Below are 21,619 nucleotides of genomic sequence, written 5' to 3' on the forward strand. Positions count from 1 at the left end.
CGGCCGCTCGGTCCGGCCACCACTCCTGCCGGGCTGTAGGGTCCGGCCAGGCCGGCTCGACGACGGCGACGCCCCCGGTACGCGAAGGAGCACCGCATGAAGGTCGACACCGCCATCCCCGGCTCGGAGTCGGCCGACCCGCGGACCGCCGTCGAAGCCGCCGAGCGCGAGGGCTACGACGCCGTCTGGATGACCGAGATCCGGCACGACCCGCTCCTGCAGGTCGCGCTCGCGGCCACGGCCACCTCCTCCGTGCACCTGGGCACCTCCATCGCGCTGGCTTTCGCGCGCAACCCGATGTCCCTCGCGGTGGCCGCAAACGACCTGCAGACGATCACGAAGGGCCGTTTCCTGTTCGGCGTCGGGTCCCAGATCAGGGCCCACATCACCCACCGGTTTGCCATGCCGTGGTCCCACCCAGCGCCGCGGATGCGTGAGTACCTCGCCGCCATGCACGCCATCTGGGACGCCTTCGAGCACGGCACCCGGCTCAGCTTCCGCGGGGACTTCTACAGCCACACGCTGCTCCCGCCGTTCTTCAACCCTGGCCCCAACCCCTGGGGCCGGCCGCCGGTCTACCTCGCCGGCGTCGGCGAGAAGATGACGGAGGTGGCCGGGGAGGCGGCGGACGGGTTCTTCGTGCACGCCTTCACCACCGAGCGGTACCTGCGCGAGGTCACCGTGCCGGCGCTCGAGCGCGGGTTCGCCCGCCGTGGCGCGCGGCCGGAGGGCTTCGAGATCAGCGGCATGCCGTTCGTCGCGACCGGCCGCACGGAGGAGGAGCTGGCAGCCGCGTGCGAGGGGGTGCGCGCCCAGATCGCGTTCTACGGCTCCACCCCCGCCTACCGGCCGGTGCTCGAGCTGCACGGCTGGCCGGGGCTGGGGGAGGAGCTGCACACGCTCTCCGTCCAGAACCGCTGGGCCGAGATGAGCGGGCTCATCGACGACGACGTGCTGGGCGCCTTCGCCGTCGTCGCCGAGCCGGACGACGTCGCCGCGGAGCTCACCAGCCGCTTCGGCGACCTGTTCACTCGCGCCAGCCTGTATGCGCCGTACGACGCCGGCACCGAGGTGCACCGCCGGATCGCGGCGGAGCTCCGCGGGGCGACGGCACTGGGGCGCCCGTAGCCTTCTCCCACGGAGGCGAAGCGGCCTTCGTTCGCCCGGCAGCTGGGGCCTGGAGCGCGGCCAACGTCACCGCCGCCGGACCGCACGCCCGCGCAGTCGTACCGCTCGGACATGGGACGATATCCCTATGGCATTTCGTGAGATCCGTGTCGTTGGTGATCCCGTCCTGCGCACCCGCTGCGAGGAGATCACGGAGATCGACGACCGCGTCCGGTCACTGGTGGAGGACCTGCTCGAGACGGTCGATGCAGACGGTCGAGCCGGGCTGGCCGCGAACCAGATCGGTGTGGGGCTGCGGGCGTTCTCCTGGAACATCGACGACGAGATCGGCTATGTCCTCAACCCGCGGGTCGTGGAGGTCTCCGAGGACGAGTACCAGGACGGCGACGAGGGCTGCCTGTCCGTGCCGGGTCTGTGGTTCCCGACCAAGCGGGCCTGGTATGCCCGGGTCGAGGGCATCGACCTCGACGGCAAGAAGGTCGTCGTCGAGGGCGAGGAGCTCATGGGCCGGTGCCTGCAGCACGAGGTGGACCACCTCGACGGCATGCTCTACCTGGACAGGCTGGACAAGGCCGTGCGCAAGAAGGCCATGAAGGCCATCCGCGAGCAGCTCTGAGGGCAGGGCGGCGGCAGCACCGGCCACGCACGTCGGTAGCGGCACGCTGTCAGGCCCGCGCCCCCGACACGCCGTGAACGTCCGTTGGCTGGCGGTGGCGGCCCGGTCTCGGGCATGATGGCGCTGTTCGTCGCGAACATGTCCTTACCTGGTGAGGCACGAGGTCGTTGGGGAAGACGCATCTCGGAACAAACCAGGAGGAGTTGACATGAGTGGTGCCTTCACCCGCGGCGTCATCTTCGTGCACTCTGCGCCCCGCGCGCTGTGCCCGCACATCGAGTGGGCCGCGGGCACGGTGCTCGACGCCCGCGTGACCCTGGAGTGGACGGCGCAGCCGGCCGCGCCAGGCATGTACCGGGCCGAGTACTCCTGGACCGGTGCCGTGGGCACCGGGGCGCGTCTGGCATCGGCGCTGCGCGGATGGACCCACCTGCGTTACGAGATCACCGAGGAAGCGAGCTCGGGCTGCGACGGCGGACGCTGGTCGCACACGCCCGAGCTCGGGATCTTCCACGCGCAGACGGACGCCCACGGCAACGTGGTGGTCCCCGAGGACCGTGTCCGCGCAGCGCTCGTCCACGCCACCGACCCGGTGCGCATGCGTCACGAGCTCGACCTCGCCCTGGGGCAGGCGTGGGACGACGAGCTTGAACCCTTCCGGTACGCGGGCGCGGGTGCCCCCGTCCGGTGGCTGCACCGCGTGGGCTGACCATCGACGACGGCGCTCCCTCCCCGGGCTGACCACGAACGACGGCGCCCCCTCCCGCGCAGGGAGGGGGCGCCGTCGTCCTGGGTGCTTGGTGTTCCGGGCTAGTTGGCGCACCCCACGCCGAGCCCGTTGCCGACGTCGACCTGGGCCGCGCGGGCCCGGCCGAGGTTCCACTCGAGGGCATCGTCGGCGCGGGTGTCACGCTGCTGCGCGAGGACGCACTGGGCCAGGTTCGCCGGCAGTCCCTCGGCGATCACCGGTGTGGCGTCGGGACCCAGCGTGGCGAGGTAGGCCGTGTCGATCTTGCCGGTCTCCTCGAACCGCTCGATGTTCTTCGACGCCACCCAGGCCTCCGGGTTGGCGAGCCCGACGGCCAGCAGCAGCGCCGCTCCCGAGGCGAGCGCGGCCCGCGGGAGCCACCGCCCCGACCACCGCACACCGGCGAGGATCACCAGCACCACGAGCAGGCCCAGCCACAGCTCGAACGCGTCCACGAGCACCCGCAGCACCGTGTACCCGAACGCCTGCTGGTAGACGGCCATCCGGAACAGGGCGGAGGCGACGACCCCCAGCGTGAGCAGGCACAGCAGACCCAGGGCGATACGGAGCAGCAGCCGGTCCCGGCTCGTGCGCTGCGGCGCCTTGCGGACCGCGAGGGCGATCGTGGCCAGGGTGAGGATGGTGGCCACGGTCAGCTGCCCGAAGCCCTGGTGGACGTAGTCGGCGTAGCTCATGCCGGTGGTACGCAGCACGTAGCTGTGCCCGCCCCACATCGGAGCGGCCTGCGCCACCCCGAAAGCCACGAACACGGCGATGACGATGCCGACCGGGACCAGCCACTCCCAGGCCCGTGCCACCGGGCGGGCTGCCGGCAGGGCCAGGGCCTCGACCTTGGGCGGGTTCAGCGCCAGGTAGCAGCCGGCGAGGACGACACCGCCGACCAGGACGAACACGAAGGACCGCAGGATCAGGGAGTCCCAGGCCAGGTCGGGGACGAGGCGGGAGACCCAGGAGCCGAAGACGGCGTCGCCGGAGGCGAACAGGCCGCCGAACACCACGAGCGCGACGAGCGAGATCGCGGCGGTGCGCAGGACGGGCCAGAGCAGCCGGTGGCTGCTTGTCGCCGAGATGGTCCGCCCGAGCAGCGGCAGGCCGCGAATGGCCGAGAGCACCCAGGCCGCGGCGGCGCCCGCCATCGGGACGAGGGTGCGGGCGCCGGTGAGGGCGGTGGTGACCAAGACGGCCACCACGAGCAGGGCGAGGACCGCCAGCCACTCGGCGGCGCGCAGGACCAGCAGCGCGCCGAGCCCGAGGCAGAGGGCCGCAGAGAAGAGTGTCCAGGGCCGTCGACGCAGGAGGGCGGTGCGCCAGACCAGGGCGCCGGCGAGCAGCAGCACCATGAGTGTGCCGAGCCCGAGGTTGCGCTCGGGCAGCACGAGGGCGGCGACAACCCCGAGGGCGAGCGAGCCGAAGAGGGCCAGCGGTGCGGTGGCCGGCTCGCGTGCGGGCCACAGACCGACGAAGAGGGACTCGACGAAGCTCGCGGCTGCGGGTGTCGACATGGCCGGGGCCGCCGTGGTGCTCGGGCCGGCTGTGGAGAGCGCCGATGCGGCCGACTGACCGGGCGGCCCGGGTGGGGGCGCCGGAGTGGCGGTGGACATGATGGGCTCCTCGATGCTGGGACTGGGGGCGGGGGCGGCGGGTGACCGCGCCGGCACGCCGGGGTTCCGGGGAAGTACGGCGCGGATGCGGGCGCCAGGTGCGCCGTCCGAGGTCGGGACCACGGCGATCGAGCCGCCGTGGAGGTCGCAGACCCAGCTGGCGATGGCCAGGCCCAGGCCGGTCCCGCCGCCGCCCTCGCCAGCGGTCCAGTAGCGGGTGAAGATCTGCTGGGCGCGGTCGGGTGGGATGCCCGGGCCCTGGTCGGCGACCTCGAGGGCCCAGTGGTCCGGGCCGTCGGCCGCGGTCCGGACGGTCACCTCGCCGCCGGCCGGCGTGTGCCGGATGGCGTTGTCCAGGAGGTTGGCGACCACCTGCGCGAGGCGGCCCGGGTCCGCGGTGACGACCAGTCCCGGCGCGACGTCGGTGACCAGCCCGACCCCGCGGGCACCTACCGACGCCTCCGCGACGGCCCGGTCGACCAGCTCGCCGACGTCGACGGGGCCGAGCCGCAACCGGTCCGCGCCGTCCTCGACACGGCTGAGGTCGAGCAGGTCGCCCACGAGGTCGCTCAGCCGCTCGGACTGGGCCAGGGCGGCACGCAAGGTCGCCTCGTCCGGATGGGTGACGCCGTCGGCCAGGTTCTCCAGGAGGGCCTGCTGCGCCGCGAGCGGGGTGCGCAGCTCGTGCGAGACGGTGGCGACGAGCTGGCGGCGTTGCTGGTCGGCCGTACCGAGATCGGCGGCCATCGTGTTGAAGGCCCGGGCGAGGCGGCCCACCTCGTCGGTGGAGGTGGCCGTGACGCGCCGGGAGTAGTCCCCGCGGGCCATCCGCGCGGCGGCGTCGGTCATCTCCCGCAGCGGCGACGTCATGCCCCGGGCCAGCCACTGGGTGACGGCGAGGGCGGCCGCCACGGTCACCGGGATGCTGAGCCACGCGGGCACCGAGGCGCGGTCGCCGATCTCGGCCACGAGCGCTGCGGTGACCACGCTCAGGCCGACGAGCAGGCCGAACTTGACCTTGATCGAGCGGATCGCGTCGAGCGGGCGGTCCAGGTCCGGTCGGTCGGTGCTCATCGGACGGCCTCGATGGCGTAGCCCACGCCGTGGACCGTGCGGACCCGCGCTGCCCCGATCTTGGCGCGCAGCGCCTTGACGTGGCTGTCGAGGGTGCGGGTGCCGTGGGCGTCGGACCAGCCCCAGACCTCCTGCATGAGGTCCTCGCGGGTGCGGACGGCGCCGGGTGCTTCCGCCAGGGCGGCCAGGAGGTCGAACTCGAGCGGGGTGAGGTGGACCTCGGCACCGGCGACGCTGACCCGGCGCTGGGCCTGGTCGACGGTGAGGTCGCCGATCTCCAGGCGCGGCGTGCCGGACCCGGCGAGCTCTCGTGCCCGATCGACGCGGCGCAGGAGCGCGCGGATGCGGGCGACGAGCTCGCGCATCCGGAAGGGCTTGGTGACGTAGTCGTCGGCGCCGACACCCAGGCCGACGAGCACGTCGGTCTCGTCGACCCGGGCGGTGAGCATGAGCACCGGGACCGGGCGGGTGGCCTGGATGCGTCGGCACACCTCGATCCCGTCGAACCCGGGCAGCATGACGTCGAGCACCACCAGGTCGGGGCCGTGGGTCTCGTGGGCGGCCACGGCGCCAGGGCCGTCGTAGGCCTGGACCACCGTGAACCCCTCGGCCCGGAGGCGGTCGGTCAGGGCCTGGTTGATGGTGGCGTCGTCCTCGACCACGAGGAGCGTCGGCGTCTCGGTCATGTTCCGAGCCTAGGAGTGTGCCCGTGGGTGCCTGGGAGGGGACATGTGGAGGTTGTGTGAAGAAGACCGGGCGCCAGCTCGGACCGTGCGCCGACTCGGACCGTGCGCCGAGCGCTGCGCGTTGCGGCTCGCGTGGGTGGTCCAACACCCACGCGAGCCGCGAACACCCACGCGAGGCGCGAACACCCGCGGATGGCGCAAACACCCGCCGACGCGGAGGGCGCACACTCCCGCGACGTCGCGCTGGTCGCGACCACCCCGTGCTGCATGGCCGCTCCGAGCGCGGGTCAGGCGGAGCGGATCACCAGCGCCACGTTGTGGCCGCCGAAGCCGAATGCGTTGTTGACCGCCGCGATGTCGCCGCTGTGCAGCTCGCGCGGGGTGTCGCGGACCAGGTCGATGTCGATGCCGTCCTGGATCTGGGCGACGTTGATGGTCGGCGGTGCGAGGTGCTCCCGCACGGCCAGCACGGTGAAGACGGTCTCGAGGGCGCCGGCGCCGCCGAGCAGGTGCCCGGTCATCGACTTGGTCGCCGAGATCGTGGCGCCGTCGGCGGCGTCGCCCAGGGTGCGGCGGATCGCGGCTGCCTCCACGCCGTCGCCGGCGGGGGTGGAGGTGGCGTGGGCGTTGACGTGGACCACGTCCGCGGTGGACAGGTCCGCATCGGCCAGGCTGATGCGCATGGCCCGCTCCTGCCCGGCGCCGGTCGGGTCGGGCGGGGCGATGTCGAAGGCGTCGGCGGTCATGCCCACGCCGGCGACGACGGCGTGCACGGTGGCGCCGCGGGCGGCGGCGTGCTCGGCGGACTCCAGGACCACGATGCCGGCGCCCTCGCCCATGACGAACCCGTCACGGTCGACGTCGTAGGGCCGCGAGGCGGCGGCGGGGTCGTCGTTGCGGGTCGAAAGCGCCTGCATCTTTGCGAAGGAGGCCAGCGGGAGGGGGTGGATCGCCGCCTCGGTGCCGCCGGCGATGACGACGTCGGCGCGGCCGGAGCGGATCATCTCCACGCCGTAGCCGATGGCCTCCGCACCGGAGGCGCAGGCGGAGATCGGGGCGTGCGCGCCGGCCTTCGCGCCGAAGTAGACGGAGACGTTGGCGGCGGGGGAGTTGGCCATGAGCATCGGCACGGTCAGCGGGAGGACGCGGCGGGCGCCCTTCTCCTTGACGGTGTCCCACGCGGTCAGCGTGGTCCAGATGCCGCCGATCCCGGACCCGATGACGACGCCGAGCCGTTCGCCGTCGACCTCGGGGGTGCCGGCGTCAGCCCAGGCCTCGCGGGCGGCGACCATGGCGTACTGCGCCGAGGGGTCGAGCCGGCGGGTCTCCTGACGGGTGAGGACCGTGTCCGGGGTGACGGCGAGCTGGGCCGCGAAGTTCACCGGGATCTCGTAGGTCTCGGCCCAGTCGTTGTCCAGCGTCCGCACGCCGGAGCGTCCGGCGAGGGCCGCCTCCCACGTCGATGCGACGTCACCCCCCAGGGGGTTGGTGGTACCCAGACCGGTGATGACGACGGACGGGCGTGCCATGAGCTGCTCCTGGTCTCTCGGTGCCGGGCTTCCGGCGGGAGGGCGGACGCGCCGCGCCCGGAATGACCGGGCGCGGCGCGGGTCGTGCGGGGCCGCGCAGGCACGCCGCAAGGGCACGCCGCGCAGATCACGCGGGAGGCCCGCGCGACGGCGTCAGGCGGTCTGCGCGCCGTTGATGTAGTTGACGGCGTCCTGGACGGTCTTCAGGTTGCCGACCTCCTCGTCCGGGATGCGCACCTCGAACTTCTCCTCGGCGAGTGTGGCGATCGTCATCATCGAGAGGGAGTCGACGTCGAGGTCGTCGGTGAAGGACTTCTCGGCGGTGACGGACTCGGTGGGCAGCCCCGTCTCCTCGTTGACGATCTCGGCCAGGCCGGCAAGGATCTCCTGCTCGCTGAAAGCCATGGGTGTCTCCATTTCGTTGGTGTGTCGAACTCTGTGTCGGTTGACAGTCTCGTACCGGCGGGGCGTACGGACCAGGGCGGGAAAGCGCCGTGGTGACGGTACCCGCCCGCGGCTTCCGTTACGGCAGCACCACGACCTGCGCAGCGTAGGCGAGGCCTGCGCCGAAGCCGATCTGCAGGGCGATGTCGCCGCTCTTGGCCTGGCCCTCGCGCAGCAGCCGCTCGGTGGCCAGCGGGATGGACGCCGCGGAGGTGTTCCCGGTCTCGGCGATGTCCCGGGCGACGACCACGTCCTCGCGCAGCCCGAGGTACTTCACCATGTGGTCGATGATGCGCATGTTCGCCTGGTGGGGGAGGAACACGTCGATGTCCTCCGGCTTGAGGCCGGCGGCCTCGATGGCCTGCTTGGCCACCGGCGTCATCTGGAAGACCGCCCACTTGTACACGGACGGGCCCTCCTGGCGCAGGGTGGGCCACTCCACCTCCGCGCCCGGCTCGGCGTTGCGGTAGTCGAGCCAGGAGTGGGTCTGGCCGATGACCTTGGCGGCGGAGCCGTCCGAGCCCCACACCGTCCGGCCGATGCCCGGCGCGTCGGAGGGGCCGACGACGGCGGCACCGGCGCCGTCGCCCAGCAGGAAGCTGATCGAGCGGTCGGTGGGGTCGATGAAGTCGGACATCTTCTCCACGCCGACGACGAGCACGTGCCGGGCCGTCCCGGCGCGCACGAGCGCGTCGGCCTGGGCAATGCCGTAGGCGTAGCCGGCGCAGGCGGCGGAGATGTCGTAGGCGGCGGCGGGGTTGGCGCCGATCCGGTCGGCGAGGACCGCGGCCAGGGACGGAGTCTGCTCGAACCATGTGACGGTGCCCACGATGACGGCGTCCACCTCGGCGCCGGTGATCCCGGCGGCCTCGAGCGCGGCGTTCGCGGCGCCCTCGGCCAGATCGACGACGGTGGTCTCCTCGGCGGCACGACGGCGCGAGACGATGCCGGTGCGCTGGCGGATCCACTCGTCGGAGGAGTTGATCGGCCCCGCGATGTCGTCGTTGAGGACGACGTTCTCGCCGCGGACGCCGCCGACGCCGAGGATGCGGGCGTGGCGGACGGGCTGGGCGGCGAGCAGGGCGGGGCGGGTCATCGGGTTCCTCCGTGGCGGGTCATCAGCTCGCGGGCTGCGGGCAGGTCGTCGGGGCTCTTGATCGCCACGGTCTCGACCCCTGGCAGAGTACGCCGCGCCAGCCCGGTCAGGACGCCGCCGGGGCACAGCTCCACCGCGCCGGTGACCCCGAGGGCAAGCATCTGCTCGCAGCACAGGTCCCACCGCACGGGGCTGGCGACCTGGTTGATCAGGCGCGTCAGCACCTCTGGTCCGGAGGCGACCGGGGTGCCGTCCGCGTTGGAGAGAAGGGTCACGGTGGGCTCGCCCGGGGTGAGCGTCACGGCGACCTCGCGCACGTGGGCGACGGCGGGGGCCATGTGCTCGGTGTGGAACGCACCGGCGACCTGCAGCGGGATCACCCGAGCGCGGGCGGGCGGGTCGGCGGCGAGGGCGGCGAGCTGCTCGAGGGTCCCAGCCGCGACCACCTGGCCGCCGCCGTTGACGTTGGCGGCGGTCAGGTGCTGCCGGGCGAGCGCCGCGGCCACCTCCTCCGGATTCCCCCCGACGACAGCGGTCATGCCGGTCGGGCGCGCGGCGGCGGCGTCGGCCATGGCACGGCCGCGCTCGCGCACGAGGACCAGCGCGTCCTCGTCGCTGAGGACACCGGCGATCGCGGCGGCCGCCAGCTCACCCACGGAGTGACCCGCGGTGACGTCGGGACCGGGGGCTCCGCCGTCGAGCAGGAGGGCGTGGAAGGACAGCAGCGAGGCCGCGGTCAGCAGCGGCTGCGCGACGCGGGTGTCCTTGATGGTCTCCGCGTCGGCGGTGGTGCCGAGGGCGACGAGGTCAAGCTCGGTGACGGCGGCGTAGGACTCCAGGCGCTCGCGCAGGACCGGCTCATCGAGCCAGGGGGCGAGCATGCCGGGGGTCTGGGCGCCCTGTCCAGGGCACAGGAGGGCAAGCACCTGTCCACTCTGCCAACCGCGACCGCGCAGCCCGCGCCTACGACGCCTACCAACTCGGGCGGGGCCGGTTGTCGGAAACCTACAAACCTGTGAGGGGCGTCTCGTCGATCGCGTGGGTGAGTGGGTCGCGTCGGCGGCCTCGACCTGCGGTGAGGCGACCTGCTGTCGGGCGACCTGGGGTCAGGCGACCGGCTGTCGGGCGAGCTGCGGCCCGTCGACCTCAGACGCCGCTGTGCCGGGCGGCCGTCTCCGCCAGCCGCCCGACGGCGAGGGCCACCTGGAGCACGAAGCCTTCGCGCGCGTCGGTGGGGTCCCACCCGACCACCTGCCCGATGCGACGCAGCCGGTAGCGCACGGTGTTGGGGTGGACGTACAGCGCGCGGGCGGCACCCTCGAGGGATCGGCCTTGGGCCAGGTACTCCTCGAGGGTCTGCACCAAGGTGGTGCCACCCGCGACGAGGGGCTTGTAGAGCTCCTCCACCAGGGTGCGCCGGGCCAGCGGGTCACCGTTGAGCATGCGCTCGGGCAGCAGGTCGTCCGCGACCACCGGGCGGGGTGCCGCCTGCCAGGCGTGCACGGCCAGGAGCCCGGCGACGGCGGCACGGGCGGAACGGCCGGCGTCGCCGACGTCGCGCACCTCGGGGCCCAGGACCACCGGGCCCTGCCCGAACCTGGGGAGGATCGAGTCGACCGCCGCGCGCAGGTTCCCCTCCCCGCCGAGGACGACCACGAGCCGGTCCCCCTGGATGCCGACCAGGGCGTCCTCGGCGGCACGTCGGCAGGCGCGGCGCACGTCGGCGGTCCGCCGTTCGTCCATCTGGCCCGGGGCCCGGCCGACCATGACCAGGGTGGCGCCACGGCCGGACCACCCCAGGGCGGTGATGCGCGAGCGCAACGACTCGTCGGAGACCCCCCGCACGAGCGAGTCGACCACCAGCGCCTCGAGGCGGGCGTCCCAGGCGCCGCGCGTCTCGGCGGCACGGGCGTAGACCTCGGCCGCGGAGAAGGCCACCTCGCGCGAGTAGAGGAGGACGGCGTCGCGCAGGTCCCGCTGCTGGCCGGGCTCGGCGAGCTGGACGGCGTTGTCCTCGACCACCTCGACCACGATGCGGACCAGCTGGAGGGTGTGCTGGAGGGAGATCGACCGGGTCAGCTCCGGCGGCGCGGCCCGGAAGATCTCCTGGGCGTTGTACGAGCCGTTGGCGGGCTCTTCGTACCAGGAGATGAAGGCGGCGATACCGGCCTGCGCGACCAGCCCGATCCAGGAGCGGTCCTCGGCGGCGAGATCGCGATACCAGTCCAGCTCCGCGTCGAGCCGCTTGAGGGCGGCGGCGGTGAGCATGTCGGTGCCGCCGCGCAGGCGCCGGACGACGTCCGAGCTGCCTTCCTCGCGGCCGGCGCGTTCGCTCACGGTCACAGCGGCGAGCATAGGGCAGCGGCACGCTGACCTTGTGGGATGCCTACAAAGTGGGACGCGCCTCAACTACCGGGAGGCTCCCGGAAGATCACCCGGCGTGAGGAGGACGTACCGGATATGGTCGTCGGCATGGCTCTCCTCGATCGACTCCGGGCACTGCTGACGAGAAAAAAGCCGGGGCACCTCGTGGGCGCCCGGCGTCCCTCGGCAGTGGCGCGGCCCGCCGACGCCATGCAGGAGGACGCGCTGCGTGCCCGGCTGATCGAGGACCCCAACGACATCGAGGCGTTCAAGGCGCTGGCGGAGCTCGTGCGGCGCCGCGCCGCGGGAGTCGGGCCGGCCGACCCGCTCACGGCGGAGCAGCTGCCGCCCGACGTGCGGCGCGCCTCCGACCTGGCCGGGTGGGCTCTCTCTGAGGAGATCGCCGGCAACCCCCGCGCCTGGTACGCCCTCGTCGAGCTCGGACGCCTCTCGCTGGAGGACGACCACGAGGCGGCCATGCGCCGGCTCAACGGCGCCTGCGAACGCGAGACGACCGGTCGCGCGCTGGCCGAGAGCGTGCGGATGCTCCGCGAGGCCGGCCTGCCGGGCGAGGGGCTGGGCCTCGGCGTGGGGCACTGGGCCCCGAAGGACCACATCGTCGAGGCGGGTCGCCAGGTGGTGCTCGCGGCGCTCGAGGCGGACCGCCCGCAGGACGCACGTCGGCACTTGCAGACCCTCGCCGGCGCCAAGGACCACGCCGCGGCGAGTGCCGCGATGGCCGAGCTCGAGCCCCGGGTCGCGGCTGCCGAGGTCGGCAACGAGGTCTAGTTCGCTCGGACCCTCCCCCTCGGCGAGACGTCAACTCCTCGGCGAGATGTCAACTTCTCCGCCAGATGTCATTCCGCCGGTGCATCGGCGGATATTCGAGCGGGCGGCGCGTCCGCGCTCTCGCGGGGCTCACGCAGCGTTCTTGTCAATCGCGGCCGGGAGTTCGGGGGCGAGGGACGCCCGGGGCCGGGGTCTGATCCCCGTCACCAGTTCCCCATCCTTCATTTCCGAGGAATAGAAACCCAGGTGGCCTGGGCTCTTTCGCGCGAGCGCCCCACCTGCTCTTTCGCGCGCGCGCCCCACCTGAGGGGAGAATCTGCCGTCCGAGATGACATCTCGGTGAGGAGATGACATCTCGCGGGCACGTGGCGGCGGGGGGAGACGACGGCGGCGGCCGGCCACCCGAAGGTGACCGGCCGCCGTCGGACCTGATCGGTCAGGCGTCGCCGCCCGCCGTGCCGGACTCGCCGGCGTGCACATTGAACAGGTCGTACTTCTCGATCGCCTGCCGCGGGACGTCCCGATCGATCTCACCGCGGTCCGCCAGCGCCTGCAGCGTCCGCACCGCCATCGAGTGGGCGTCGATGAAGAGCTGACGCCGGGCCGCCGGGCGGGTGTCGGAGTAGCCGAAGCCGTCCGCGCCGAGCGTGTAGTAGTCGCCCGGCACCCACTCGCGGATGGAGTCCTGCACCTGGTGCTCGTAGTCGCTGGTGGCCACGTACGGGCCGCCGGCGTCGCGAAGCCGGGTGGTCACGTACGCCTCGCGGCGCTCCTCGGTCGGGTGGAGGAAGTTGTGCTTGTTGGCCTCCAGACCGTCGCGGCGCAGCTCGTACCAGCTCGTTACCGACCAGACGCCCGCGCGGACGCCCCAGTCGTTGGCGAGCAGCTCGCGGGCGTGCACCGCCCACGGCACCCCGACGCCCGAGGCGAGCAGCTGGGCACGCGGGCCGTCACCCTCCGGCTCGGCGATGCGATGGATGCCCTTGAGGATGCCCGCGACGTCCACGTTCTCCGGCTCGGCCGGCTGGTGCATCGGCTCGTTGTACACCGTGAGGTAGTACATGACGTTCGGGTCGCGTGGGTCCTCGCCGTACATCCGCTGCAGACCGTCCTTGACGATGTGGCGGATCTCGTAGGCGTAGGCCGGGTCGTAGTGCACGAACGCCGGGTTGGTAGACGCGAGCACGGGGGAGTGGCCGTCCATGTGCTGGGTGCCCTCGCCCGCGAGCGTCGTCTTGCCGGCCGTCGCTCCGATGACGAACCCGCGCGCCAGCTGGTCCCCGGCCGCCCAGAACTGGTCGCCCGTCCGCTGGAAGCCGAACATCGAGTAGAAGATGTAGACCGGGATCATCGGCTCGCCGTGCACGGCGTACGACGTTCCGACCACCTGCATCGCCGAGGCCGAGCCGGCCTCGTTGATGCCGGTGTGGAGGATCTGCCCCTGCTCGGACTCCTTGTAGCTGAGCATGAGGTCGTGGTCCACCGAGGTGTAGTTCTGTCCCTTGACGTTGAAGATCTTCGCCGTCGGGAAGATGGCGTCCAGGCCGAAGGTGCGTGCCTCGTCGGGGATGATCGGCACGAGCCGCCGGCCGATCTCCTTGTCCTTCATCAGCTCCTTGAGGAGGCGGACGAAGCCCATCGTGGTGGCGACCTCCTGCTTGCCGGAGCCCTTCGCGAGGATCTCGTAGGGCTTGTCGTCCGGCAGGGTCAGCGTCTTGACGGGGTCGCGGCGCTCGGGGACGAAACCGCCGAGGGCCTTGCGGCGCTCGAGCATGTACTGCAGCGTCTCGTCGGACTCGTCCGGGCGGTAGTACGGAGCGTTGTAGGGGTCCTCGAGCTGCTCGTCCGAGATCGGGATGCGCAGGGCGTCACGGAGCATCTTCAGGTCCGTGGTCTTCATCTTCTTCATCTGGTGCGTGGAGTTGCGCCCAGCGAAGCTCGGTCCCAGCCCGTAGCCCTTGACGGTGTGGGCCAGGATGACGGTCGGCTGCCCGGTGTGCTCGGTGGCGGCCTTGTAGGCGGCGAAGATCTTGCGGTAGTCGTGCCCGCCGCGCTTGAGCGCCCAGATCTCGTCGTCCGTCATGTTCTTGACGAGCTCCTTGGTGCGCGGGTCGCGACCGAAGAAGTGTTCGCGCACGTAGGCGCCGTCGTTTGCCTTGTAGGTCTGGTAGTCCCCGTCAAGGGTCTCGTTCATGAGGTTGACGAGCGCGCGGTCCTTGTCCGCGTTGAGCAGGGCGTCCCACTCACGGCCCCAGATGACCTTGATGACGTTCCAGCCTGCCCCGCGGAACTGGGCCTCCAGCTCCTGGATGATCTTGCCGTTGCCGCGCACCGGTCCGTCGAGGCGCTGCAGGTTGCAGTTGACCACGAAGGTCAGGTTGTCCAGGTTCTGCTGGGCGGCCTGCTGCAGCATGCCGCGCGACTCCGGCTCGTCCATCTCCCCGTCACCGAGGAACGCCCAGACGCGCTGCTCCGAGGTGTCCTTGATGCCACGCTCGTGCAGGTAGCGGTTGACCCATGCCTGGTAGATCGCCTGCGCCGGCCCGAGTCCCATGGACACGGTGGGGAACTCCCAGAAGTCCGGCATGCGGCGCGGGTGCGGGTAGGACGGCAGCCCGCGGCTGCCCTCCGGATGGGAGTACTCCTGCCGGAACCCGTCCAGGTCGGCTTCACTGAGGCGGCCCTCGAGGAAGGCGCGCGCGTAGTTGCCGGGGGAGGCGTGCCCCTGGAAGAAGACCTGGTCGCCACCGCCCGGGTGGTCCTTGCCGCGGAAGAAGTGGTTCATGCCCACCTCGTACAGCGTGGCCACCGAGGCGTAGGAGGAGATGTGTCCGCCCACCCCGATGTCCGGCCGCTGGGCGCGCGTGACCATGACGGCCGCGTTCCAGCGGATCCAGCCGCGGTACTTGCGCTCGACGACCTCGTCGCCGGGGAAGTACGGCTCCTCGTGGATCCCGATCGTGTTGACGTACGGGGTGGTGATCGGGTTGGGGATCGCCACGCTCCGCTCACGGGCGCGCTTGAGCAGGTTGAGCATGATGTACCGGGCGCGCGGGCCGCCACGGTCGTCGATGAGACCGTCGAGGGACTCCAACCACTCCTGGGTCTCGTCGGTATCGATGTCCTTTACCTGGCTGAGCAGTCCGTTGATCAGCGGCGAGGACTCGTCTCGTGAACTCACGCGTTCCCTCTTCTCACTTCTGGCGGCGGCGGTGGCGCTGTCGGCGCTCCGCCGTTCAGGGTAGGACCATTGTCCGCCCTTGACCTGAGTGTGGCCCACCCCGAACCGCCTGACGTGCTGTGACTCTGCTGACAGCATCGACCGAAAAAGTCCGGCAATGAGTCGCGAGACCTCCCGGCTTGCACATTGCGGCCCCGCTACGGTGGGGTTGACCACACAGCGGCGGCACGGCGACCAGCCTGCCGCCCGGACGGGGATCGCCCCAGGGAAGGCAGGACACACGTGGCAGTCAGCGCGGGCGCGGGAGCCGGCAACAGGTTCGGCTTCACCACCGGGCAGGTGATCCAGGAGTTCGGTTACGACGACGACGTCGACCCCAGCGTCCGGGAGAAGATCGAGACGGTCACCGGCACGGAGCTCGTCGACGAGGAGTACGGCGACGTCTGCGACGGCACCCTGATCTGGTGGCGCGAGGACGACGCCGAGCACGAGGACCTCACCGACCTCCTCGTCGAGGCCCAGTCGAACCTGGAGGACGGCGGCGGTCTCATCTGGGTCCTCACCCCCAAGCCGGGGCGTCAAGGGCACGTGCGGCCCGCCGATGTCGAGGAGGCCGCCCAGACCGCGGGCATGCACGCCACCTCCGCCGCCACCGTCGCGGACGAGTGGTCCGGCATCCGCATCGCCTCCCGCAGCCGAGGACGCTGAGTGGCAGCGCAGGCGACGACGGCGCCTGGCGGCGTCGTCGTGGGTCAGCCGGCTCCGGACTTCGAGCTGCCGGACACGCACGGCACCCCGGTGCGGCTCTCCGGCCTGCGGGGTGCGCCGGTCGCGCTGGTGTTCTTCCCGTTCGTGTTCTCCGGGATCTGTACCTCCGAGCTGTGCGAGCTGCGGGACAACCTCGCCGACTTCGCCGCGCGGGGCGTGCGCCTGCTGGCGATCTCCACCGACGCGATGTTCGCCCAGCGCGCCTGGGCCGAGGCCGAGGGGTTCGGGTTCGACCTGCTCTCGGACTTCTGGCCGCACGGCGCCGTCTCGCGCGCCTACGGCGTGCTTGACGAGGCCAACGGTCACGCGCTGCGCGGCAGCTTCCTACTCGACGCCGACGGCGTGGTCCGGTGGAGCGTGGTCAACCCGCGTGGGCAGGCCCGCGAGCTTGCTGCCTACCGGGCCGCACTCACCGGGCTGGGGGAGTAGCGCTCCCGCCGGGCTGGGGCGAGTAGCGCCGCTCTCGCCCACCCCACGGTTGATGGCTCCAGGAGCGAGCGGCCGGACCCGTCCTCCGGGCGGTCGCCGCTGCCCTAGGCTGTCCCGGGCGCGTACCGCGCCGCACGGGCCTGTAGCTCAGTTGGTCAGAGCGCCGCGCTTACACCGCGGAGGTCGTCGGTTCGAGACCGGCCGGGCCCACCAGAACCGCCGCTCGACGGCGGCTGCCCGCCATCACCTGCGCCGGTAGGCTCCCCGCCATGCCCCTCACGCTCGCCGACGTCGTAGACCTCCTCGAGCGGCGGTACCCGCCCGGGACCGCCGAGGACTGGGACGCCGTCGGGCTCGTGGCCGGTGACCCCGCCGCGCCCGTGCGCAAGGTGCTGCTCGCGGTCGACCCCACCGAGGAGGTCGTCGCGGAGGCCCTCGAGTGGGGCGCGGACCTGCTGGTCACTCACCACCCGCTGTACCTGCGGGGCACCTCGACCGTGGCCGCCACGACGCCCAAGGGCCGCATGATCCACGCGCTGCTGACCGGCGGCTGCGGCCTGTACGTCGCCCACACCAATGCCGATGCCGCGTCCGACGGCGTCGCGCAGGCTCTCGCGGACACGCTCGGCCTGGTCGGCACCCGCCCGCTCGTCCCGCTTGACGGGGCCGCGCTCGACACACTCGTCACATTCGTGCCCCGTGAGCACACGCAGTCCCTGCTCGACGCGCTGGCCGACGCCGGTGCGGGCCGTCTGGGGGAGTACGAGCGGGCCGCATTCACGTCGCCCGGCACGGGCACGTTCCGTCCGCTGGCGGGGGCACAGCCCGCGATCGGGCAGGTCGGGACGGTGGAGGCGGTGGCCGAGGACCGGCTGGAGATCGTGCTGCCCCGGGAGCGCCGCACCGCGGTGCTCGCCGCGCTGCAGGCGGCGCACCCCTACGAGGAGCCGGCCTTCACGCTCGTGGCGCAGCCGACGCAGCCGGCCGTGACCGGCACGGGTCGGGTCGGGGAGCTGCCCGCACCCGTGACACTGCAGGCCTTCGCCGAGCAGGTGGCCACCGTCCTCCCCGCGACGCCGCAGGGCATCCGGGTGGGGGGCGACCTCGACGCCGAGGTACGCACCGTCGCAGTGTGCGGCGGGGCCGGGGATTCGCTGCTCGAGGTGGCACGGCGCAGCGGCGCGGACGTCTATCTCACCGCCGACCTGCGCCACCACCCCGCCTCGGAGCACCTGGCGGGCGGTCGCCCGTTCCTCGTCGACGCCACCCACTGGGCGAGCGAGTGGCCCTGGCTGCCCCGCGCCGCCGAGGGGTTGCGTACCGACGCCGCCTCGCGCGGCGCTAGGTTGGACCTGCGGGTCTCCACGTTGGTGACCGACCCCTGGACTCTGCGCCTGGCGCAACCGCACTCACAACAGCACAGCTGAGCACAACCGAAGGAGCACGCCTGTGACCACCGCCCCCGTGAAGGACCAGCGCCGGCTGCTCGACCTGCAGGCGCTCGACACGCGCGCCGCGAAGCTCGCCCACCAGCGCCGCTCCCTGCCCGTGCTCGCGACCCTGGCCGAGCTCGAAGGGCGGGCCGAGGACCTGCACCGGGCCCAGGTGGAGGCGAAAACCCTGGCGTCGGACACGCGCCGCGAGCTCACCAAGGCCGAGGCCGACGTCGAGCAGGTCCGCAGCCGCGCCGTCCGGCACCAGGCCAAGCTCGACGCCGGGGCGGGCCTCTCCCGTGAGCTGGTAGCCCTGCAGACCGAGGTGGCCCAGCTGGCCCAGCGTCAGGGCGTGCTCGAGGAGATCGAGCTGGAGATCATGGAGCGGCTGGAAGCGGCGGAGGTACGGGTGGCCGACCTCGATATGCAGGAGCGCGCGGTCGCGGCTGACGTCGACCGGCACACCGCCGACCGGGACGCGCAGTTCGCGACTCTCGACGCCGAGATGGCCGAGGTCCGCGCCGAGCGGGAGACGGTCGCCGGCGACATCGACGCGGAGCTGCTCGACCTGTACGAGTACGCCCGCCGCCGCACCGGCGGGCTCGGCGCCGTCGCGCTGCGCGGGCGGCGCACCGAGGGCGCGCAGGTGGACTTCTCGCTCAGTGAGCTGGCGGCCATCGACGCCGCCGGGCCCGATGAGGTGCTCACCTCCGAGGAGCACGGCTACGTTCTGGTCCGGCTCGACGAGGGTCAGTGACGACCACCCCGGGTGACGAAGGAGACCAGGGCGCGCTCTTCTCGCACGGCCAGGGCGACGTCTTCGCGCGCGGGGCCTCGGCCGGTCCGCCCGGGGCATCAGGCGCTTCAGCCGGTCCGCCCGCCCCGTCGGGGCGCAGGCTGGTCGTCGAGACCGACGGCGGCTCGCGCGGCAATCCCGGCCACGCCGGGTACGGCGCCGTCGTGCGCGAGGCGGGCACCGGCCGGGTTCTGGCGGAGTGGGCGGGCTACCTGGGCATCGCCACCAACAACGTCGCCGAGTACATGGCGGTGGTCAACGGGCTGCTGGCCTCAGCCGAGCTCGACCCGGGCGCCACGGTGGAGGTCCGGGCCGACTCCAAGCTCGTCGTCGAGCAGATGAGCGGGCGCTGGAAGATCAAGCACGCCGACCTGCGCGCCCTGGCCGAGCAGGCCCGGGCCGCGTTCGACCCCGCGCGGGTGCGCTACACGTGGGTGCCCCGCGAGCAGAACACCGCCGCGGACGCACTGGCCAACGCCGTCATGGACTCCCACGGCCAGATCCGCCGGAACCACGACCGGCCCACCGCCGCGCTGCGTGCCGTGCCTGGCGAGGTCGGTGTCCCGTGGGACGTGCCCGCCCCCGCAAGCGTGCGCGGCCCTGCCCACGACGCGGGGCCCACGGCCGACGACGCACCGGCCACCGCCGCCGGGGCGCAGGTCGTTGCCGGCAACGCCCAGACCACCGAGGAGGTCGTCGCCGCCCGGACGAACGCGCCGCGTATGTCGGGCACACCGCTGCCGCGCATGGGCGGTGAACCGGCCACCGTGGTCCTGGTGCGGCACGGTGTCACGGAGCTGACGGAGACCGGCAGGTACTCGGGCGGTGACACGCCCGGGCCCGCCCTCAGCGTGCAGGGCCGCGCCCAGGCCGAGCGTGCGGCCATACTGGTGGGCCGGGTCGGGGTGGACGTCTGGACGGACGTGCCCGTCCCGACGGCGGTGGTCGCCTCGCCGATGGTCCGCACCCAGGAGACCGGGGCCGCGGTGGCTCGGTCCCTCGGGCTGCCCGTCGTCAGCGACGACCGGTTCGCCGAGTGCCGCTTCGGGCAGTGGGACGGGTTGACGGTGCCCGAGATCGAGGCGGGCTGGCCCGGCCAGGTGCTGGACTGGGCCACCACCGCGGACGTGCGGCCGCCGGGCGGCGAGTCCCTGCGAGACGTGGGGGCGCGGGTGGCACGTGGGCTGCGCGCGGTCGCCGCGCGCCATCAGGGCGCCACGGTGGTCCTTGCCGCCCACACCGTGGTGATCCGCGCCGCGGTGGGCCTGGTGGGGCGGCTCGCCCCCGGCCACTGGTCGGCGGTCCGCATCCCGCCCGCCTCGCTCACGATCGTGCGGGTCTGGCCGCGGCCGGACGTGGACGGCAGGCTCGTCGGGGACCTCACCGTGGTGGGATGCCCCTCCGAGCTGGTGGCCTAGGCGAAGACGGTCACCCACAGCCGCCAGTCGTTGTCGTCGAGCTGCTCCGGCGTGTAGGCCCAGGAGTGCTCCCGCGGCATCACGCCGTCACCGCGCAGGCGCAGGGTGAAGCCGGCGTGGTCGGGGACGTCGGCGAACTCGGTGGTCCAGTGGCAGCCGTGCGGCGAGGGCCGGGGGGCGCCGTCGAGCGTGGCGGCTTCGATCACGGCACCGGCGCCGTCGAGGAGAGCGACCTCGGCGCCGTCGAAGAACGAGCCGGTGTACTCGTCGGCGGGGCAGGAGTCGCGCACGGTCGAGCCGGCGTCGCTGACGACGACACTGAGCGTGGCGGGGTGCTCGGCGCCGGAGACCGCAGAGCCAACCATCGCGACCGTGACGCCGATGGGCAGTACTGCGGCGGCCACGAGCGCGGCACGTCTCCTTCGGGAGCGTCCGCGCGGTTCACGGGTTCCGGACACTGCCGGGTCAGCCGACGTGCTGGTTGCGCCGTCATGCTGGTGAGCCGCGACTGCGGACATCTACCCTCCTGTGCTTTTGTGGTGAGACAAACATTCTATGCGGGGCGATTCGGACGAAACCGTCATCCTGGGGTCGCGGCGCGGTGACCTGCCACACCAGGCCGAGCGGGGGCAAACATGCCGCGGGACGTGCCGGCGGGATGGTGTACCGGCACCGGTCCGGTCAGGAGCGCTCGACCAGCGTGAGAGTCCGGGGCCCCCGCACGGCCGGGCCCAGCTCCACGGCATGGACGGCGCCCGCCTCCTGGCCTGCTGTGCGGGTCAACTCCTCCGCCGCTCCGGCCAGGTCCTCGGCCGTGCGCGGGGCGCGCCCGCCACGGGTGAGCAGATGGTGGGTGAGGACTCCACGGGCGTGCTTGGCGTTGTGCGAGACCACCTGACGGCGGCCGTCCTGCTCCCGCACCACCTGGACGACGACGTGCTCGGCCCCCGCGGGAGGTCGCCAGGCCGTGGCGTACGTGGCGGAGCGGCAGTCCACGACGACGTTACCCGTGGCCTGCTCGTCGAGGGCGTCCCCGAGTCGCGAGCGCCAGAACGCCGCCAGCTTCCCGGCTCCCGGGAGGTCCACGCCCATGGACAGCCGGTAGGCGGGGACGGCGTCGGCGGGCGTGAGCACGCCCCACAGCCCGGAGAAGATGCGCACGCTCTCGCGGGCGCGGCGGGCGGAACTACCGCGAAGCGCGCGCAGCCCGGCGGCGGCGTAGAGCACCCCGGTGTACACGGCTGCGGCGGGCGCCGCCGGCGCCGTGCGGAGGACAAGGTTGTGGCCCACCTCGTCTGCGACCTTGGCTCCGACGCCCAGGATCGCGGGCGCGTCGGGTCGTGCGGAGACCTGCTCGACGGCGCCGAGCACGAGCTCACGGGCACCGGTCAGCGCCGGCGCGCTCAGGGCGGCCAGGTCGACCGGTGCACCCGTCGCCGGCGGGGTCTTGCCCTCGGAGGGCGGCAGGAGCAGGAGCACCGGTGGATGGTAACGCCGC

General features: G+C 72.8%; 19 protein-coding genes and 1 tRNA gene. 10 read left to right on the forward strand and 10 right to left on the reverse strand.

All coding sequences use genetic code 11. From position 1 onward, the window contains the following. The first annotated feature begins 96 nt into the window (after positions 1-96). The 3 genes from FE374_RS09430 (at position 97) to FE374_RS09440 (ending at position 2,453) form a co-directional block, all read left to right on the forward strand. Positions 97-1,128 carry a TIGR03617 family F420-dependent LLM class oxidoreductase gene (locus FE374_RS09430; protein WP_139928512.1) on the forward strand — a complete coding sequence of 344 codons (1,032 nt, stop codon included), beginning with the start codon at positions 97-99 and terminating at the stop codon, positions 1,126-1,128. A gap of 127 nt (positions 1,129-1,255) precedes the next feature. Continuing rightward, positions 1,256-1,744, forward strand: a complete 489-nt coding sequence (def, locus tag FE374_RS09435; protein ID WP_139928514.1) for a peptide deformylase — start codon at positions 1,256-1,258, stop codon at positions 1,742-1,744. A gap of 208 nt (positions 1,745-1,952) precedes the next feature. Beyond that, positions 1,953-2,453, forward strand: coding sequence for a DUF3145 domain-containing protein (locus FE374_RS09440; RefSeq protein WP_139928516.1), 501 nt, complete (start codon positions 1,953-1,955; stop codon positions 2,451-2,453). A 101-nt stretch (positions 2,454-2,554) separates the two neighbouring features. Here the strand turns inward: FE374_RS09440 and FE374_RS09445 are convergent, their stop codons facing one another. The 7 genes from FE374_RS09445 to FE374_RS09475 all read right to left on the reverse strand — a co-directional run bounded on the left by FE374_RS09445 (position 2,555) and on the right by FE374_RS09475 (position 11,298). Then, on the reverse strand, positions 2,555-5,188 hold the full coding sequence (locus FE374_RS09445) for a DUF4153 domain-containing protein (protein ID WP_139928518.1): 2,634 nt from the start codon (positions 5,186-5,188) through the stop codon (positions 2,555-2,557). Next, positions 5,185-5,874 (reverse strand): response regulator transcription factor, encoded by a 690-nt coding sequence (locus tag FE374_RS09450; RefSeq protein WP_139928520.1) that lies wholly within the window; start codon positions 5,872-5,874, stop codon positions 5,185-5,187. The genes FE374_RS09445 and FE374_RS09450 overlap by 4 nt, the downstream gene beginning before the upstream one ends. A 287-nt stretch (positions 5,875-6,161) precedes the next feature. Then, positions 6,162-7,403, reverse strand: a complete 1,242-nt coding sequence (locus FE374_RS09455; protein ID WP_139928522.1) for a beta-ketoacyl-[acyl-carrier-protein] synthase family protein — start codon at positions 7,401-7,403, stop codon at positions 6,162-6,164. Positions 7,404-7,556: 153 nt separating this feature from the next. Then, the gene (locus tag FE374_RS09460) at positions 7,557-7,808 is read right to left on the reverse strand and encodes an acyl carrier protein (RefSeq protein ID WP_139928524.1); all 252 of its coding nucleotides are present in this window, start codon (positions 7,806-7,808) and stop codon (positions 7,557-7,559) included. 118 nt (positions 7,809-7,926) lie between these two features. After that, entirely contained in the window at positions 7,927-8,943 is a 1,017-nt protein-coding gene (locus tag FE374_RS09465; protein ID WP_139928526.1) for a beta-ketoacyl-ACP synthase III, read from the reverse strand. Further along, positions 8,940-9,869 (reverse strand): ACP S-malonyltransferase, encoded by a 930-nt coding sequence (locus FE374_RS09470; RefSeq protein WP_139928528.1) that lies wholly within the window; start codon positions 9,867-9,869, stop codon positions 8,940-8,942. The genes FE374_RS09465 and FE374_RS09470 overlap by 4 nt, the downstream gene beginning before the upstream one ends. A 220-nt stretch (positions 9,870-10,089) precedes the next feature. Continuing rightward, positions 10,090-11,298, reverse strand: coding sequence for a PucR family transcriptional regulator (locus FE374_RS09475; RefSeq protein ID WP_139928530.1), 1,209 nt, complete (start codon positions 11,296-11,298; stop codon positions 10,090-10,092). A gap of 117 nt (positions 11,299-11,415) precedes the next feature. On the opposite strand from FE374_RS09475, the gene FE374_RS09480 reads away from it, so the two are divergent. Then, positions 11,416-12,096 carry a hypothetical protein gene (locus tag FE374_RS09480; protein ID WP_139928532.1) on the forward strand — a complete coding sequence of 227 codons (681 nt, stop codon included), beginning with the start codon at positions 11,416-11,418 and terminating at the stop codon, positions 12,094-12,096. 436 nt (positions 12,097-12,532) lie between these two features. On the opposite strand, the gene aceE is transcribed toward FE374_RS09480, so the two are convergent. After that, the gene (aceE, locus tag FE374_RS09485; protein ID WP_139928534.1) at positions 12,533-15,277 is read right to left on the reverse strand and encodes a pyruvate dehydrogenase (acetyl-transferring), homodimeric type; all 2,745 of its coding nucleotides are present in this window, start codon (positions 15,275-15,277) and stop codon (positions 12,533-12,535) included. A 282-nt stretch (positions 15,278-15,559) separates the two neighbouring features. Here aceE and FE374_RS09490 point away from each other — a divergent pair, with 282 nt between their 5' ends. The 6 genes from FE374_RS09490 to FE374_RS09515 all read left to right on the forward strand — a co-directional run bounded on the left by FE374_RS09490 (position 15,560) and on the right by FE374_RS09515 (position 20,121). Further along, positions 15,560-15,985 carry a DUF3052 domain-containing protein gene (locus tag FE374_RS09490; RefSeq protein ID WP_139928536.1) on the forward strand — a complete coding sequence of 142 codons (426 nt, stop codon included), beginning with the start codon at positions 15,560-15,562 and terminating at the stop codon, positions 15,983-15,985. Then, positions 15,986-16,474 carry a peroxiredoxin gene (locus FE374_RS09495; protein ID WP_139928538.1) on the forward strand — a complete coding sequence of 163 codons (489 nt, stop codon included), beginning with the start codon at positions 15,986-15,988 and terminating at the stop codon, positions 16,472-16,474. Between the two features lie 136 nt (positions 16,475-16,610). Beyond that, positions 16,611-16,687: transfer RNA gene (locus tag FE374_RS09500), tRNA-Val, on the forward strand. Positions 16,688-16,743: 56 nt separating this feature from the next. Beyond that, a complete protein-coding gene (locus tag FE374_RS09505) occupies positions 16,744-17,901 on the forward strand; it encodes a Nif3-like dinuclear metal center hexameric protein (RefSeq protein WP_139928540.1) in 1,158 nt (385 codons plus the stop codon). Between the two features lie 22 nt (positions 17,902-17,923). Further along, positions 17,924-18,664 (forward strand): zinc ribbon domain-containing protein, encoded by a 741-nt coding sequence (locus FE374_RS09510; protein ID WP_139928542.1) that lies wholly within the window; start codon positions 17,924-17,926, stop codon positions 18,662-18,664. After that, positions 18,661-20,121, forward strand: a complete 1,461-nt coding sequence (locus FE374_RS09515) for a bifunctional RNase H/acid phosphatase (protein ID WP_230978229.1) — start codon at positions 18,661-18,663, stop codon at positions 20,119-20,121. Before FE374_RS09510 ends, FE374_RS09515 begins: the two co-directional genes overlap by 4 nt. On the opposite strand, the gene FE374_RS09520 is transcribed toward FE374_RS09515, so the two are convergent. Continuing rightward, positions 20,118-20,525, reverse strand: a complete 408-nt coding sequence (locus tag FE374_RS09520) for a hypothetical protein (RefSeq protein ID WP_139928544.1) — start codon at positions 20,523-20,525, stop codon at positions 20,118-20,120. The genes FE374_RS09515 and FE374_RS09520 overlap by 4 nt on opposite strands. Positions 20,526-20,802: 277 nt before the next feature. After that, positions 20,803-21,600, reverse strand: coding sequence for a YaaA family protein (locus FE374_RS09525; protein ID WP_139928546.1), 798 nt, complete (start codon positions 21,598-21,600; stop codon positions 20,803-20,805). Between the last annotated feature and the right edge of the window lie 19 nt (positions 21,601-21,619).

Origin of the sequence: Georgenia yuyongxinii, assembly GCF_006352065.1 — a bacterium.
Taxonomy (GTDB): domain Bacteria; phylum Actinomycetota; class Actinomycetes; order Actinomycetales; family Actinomycetaceae; genus Georgenia; species Georgenia yuyongxinii.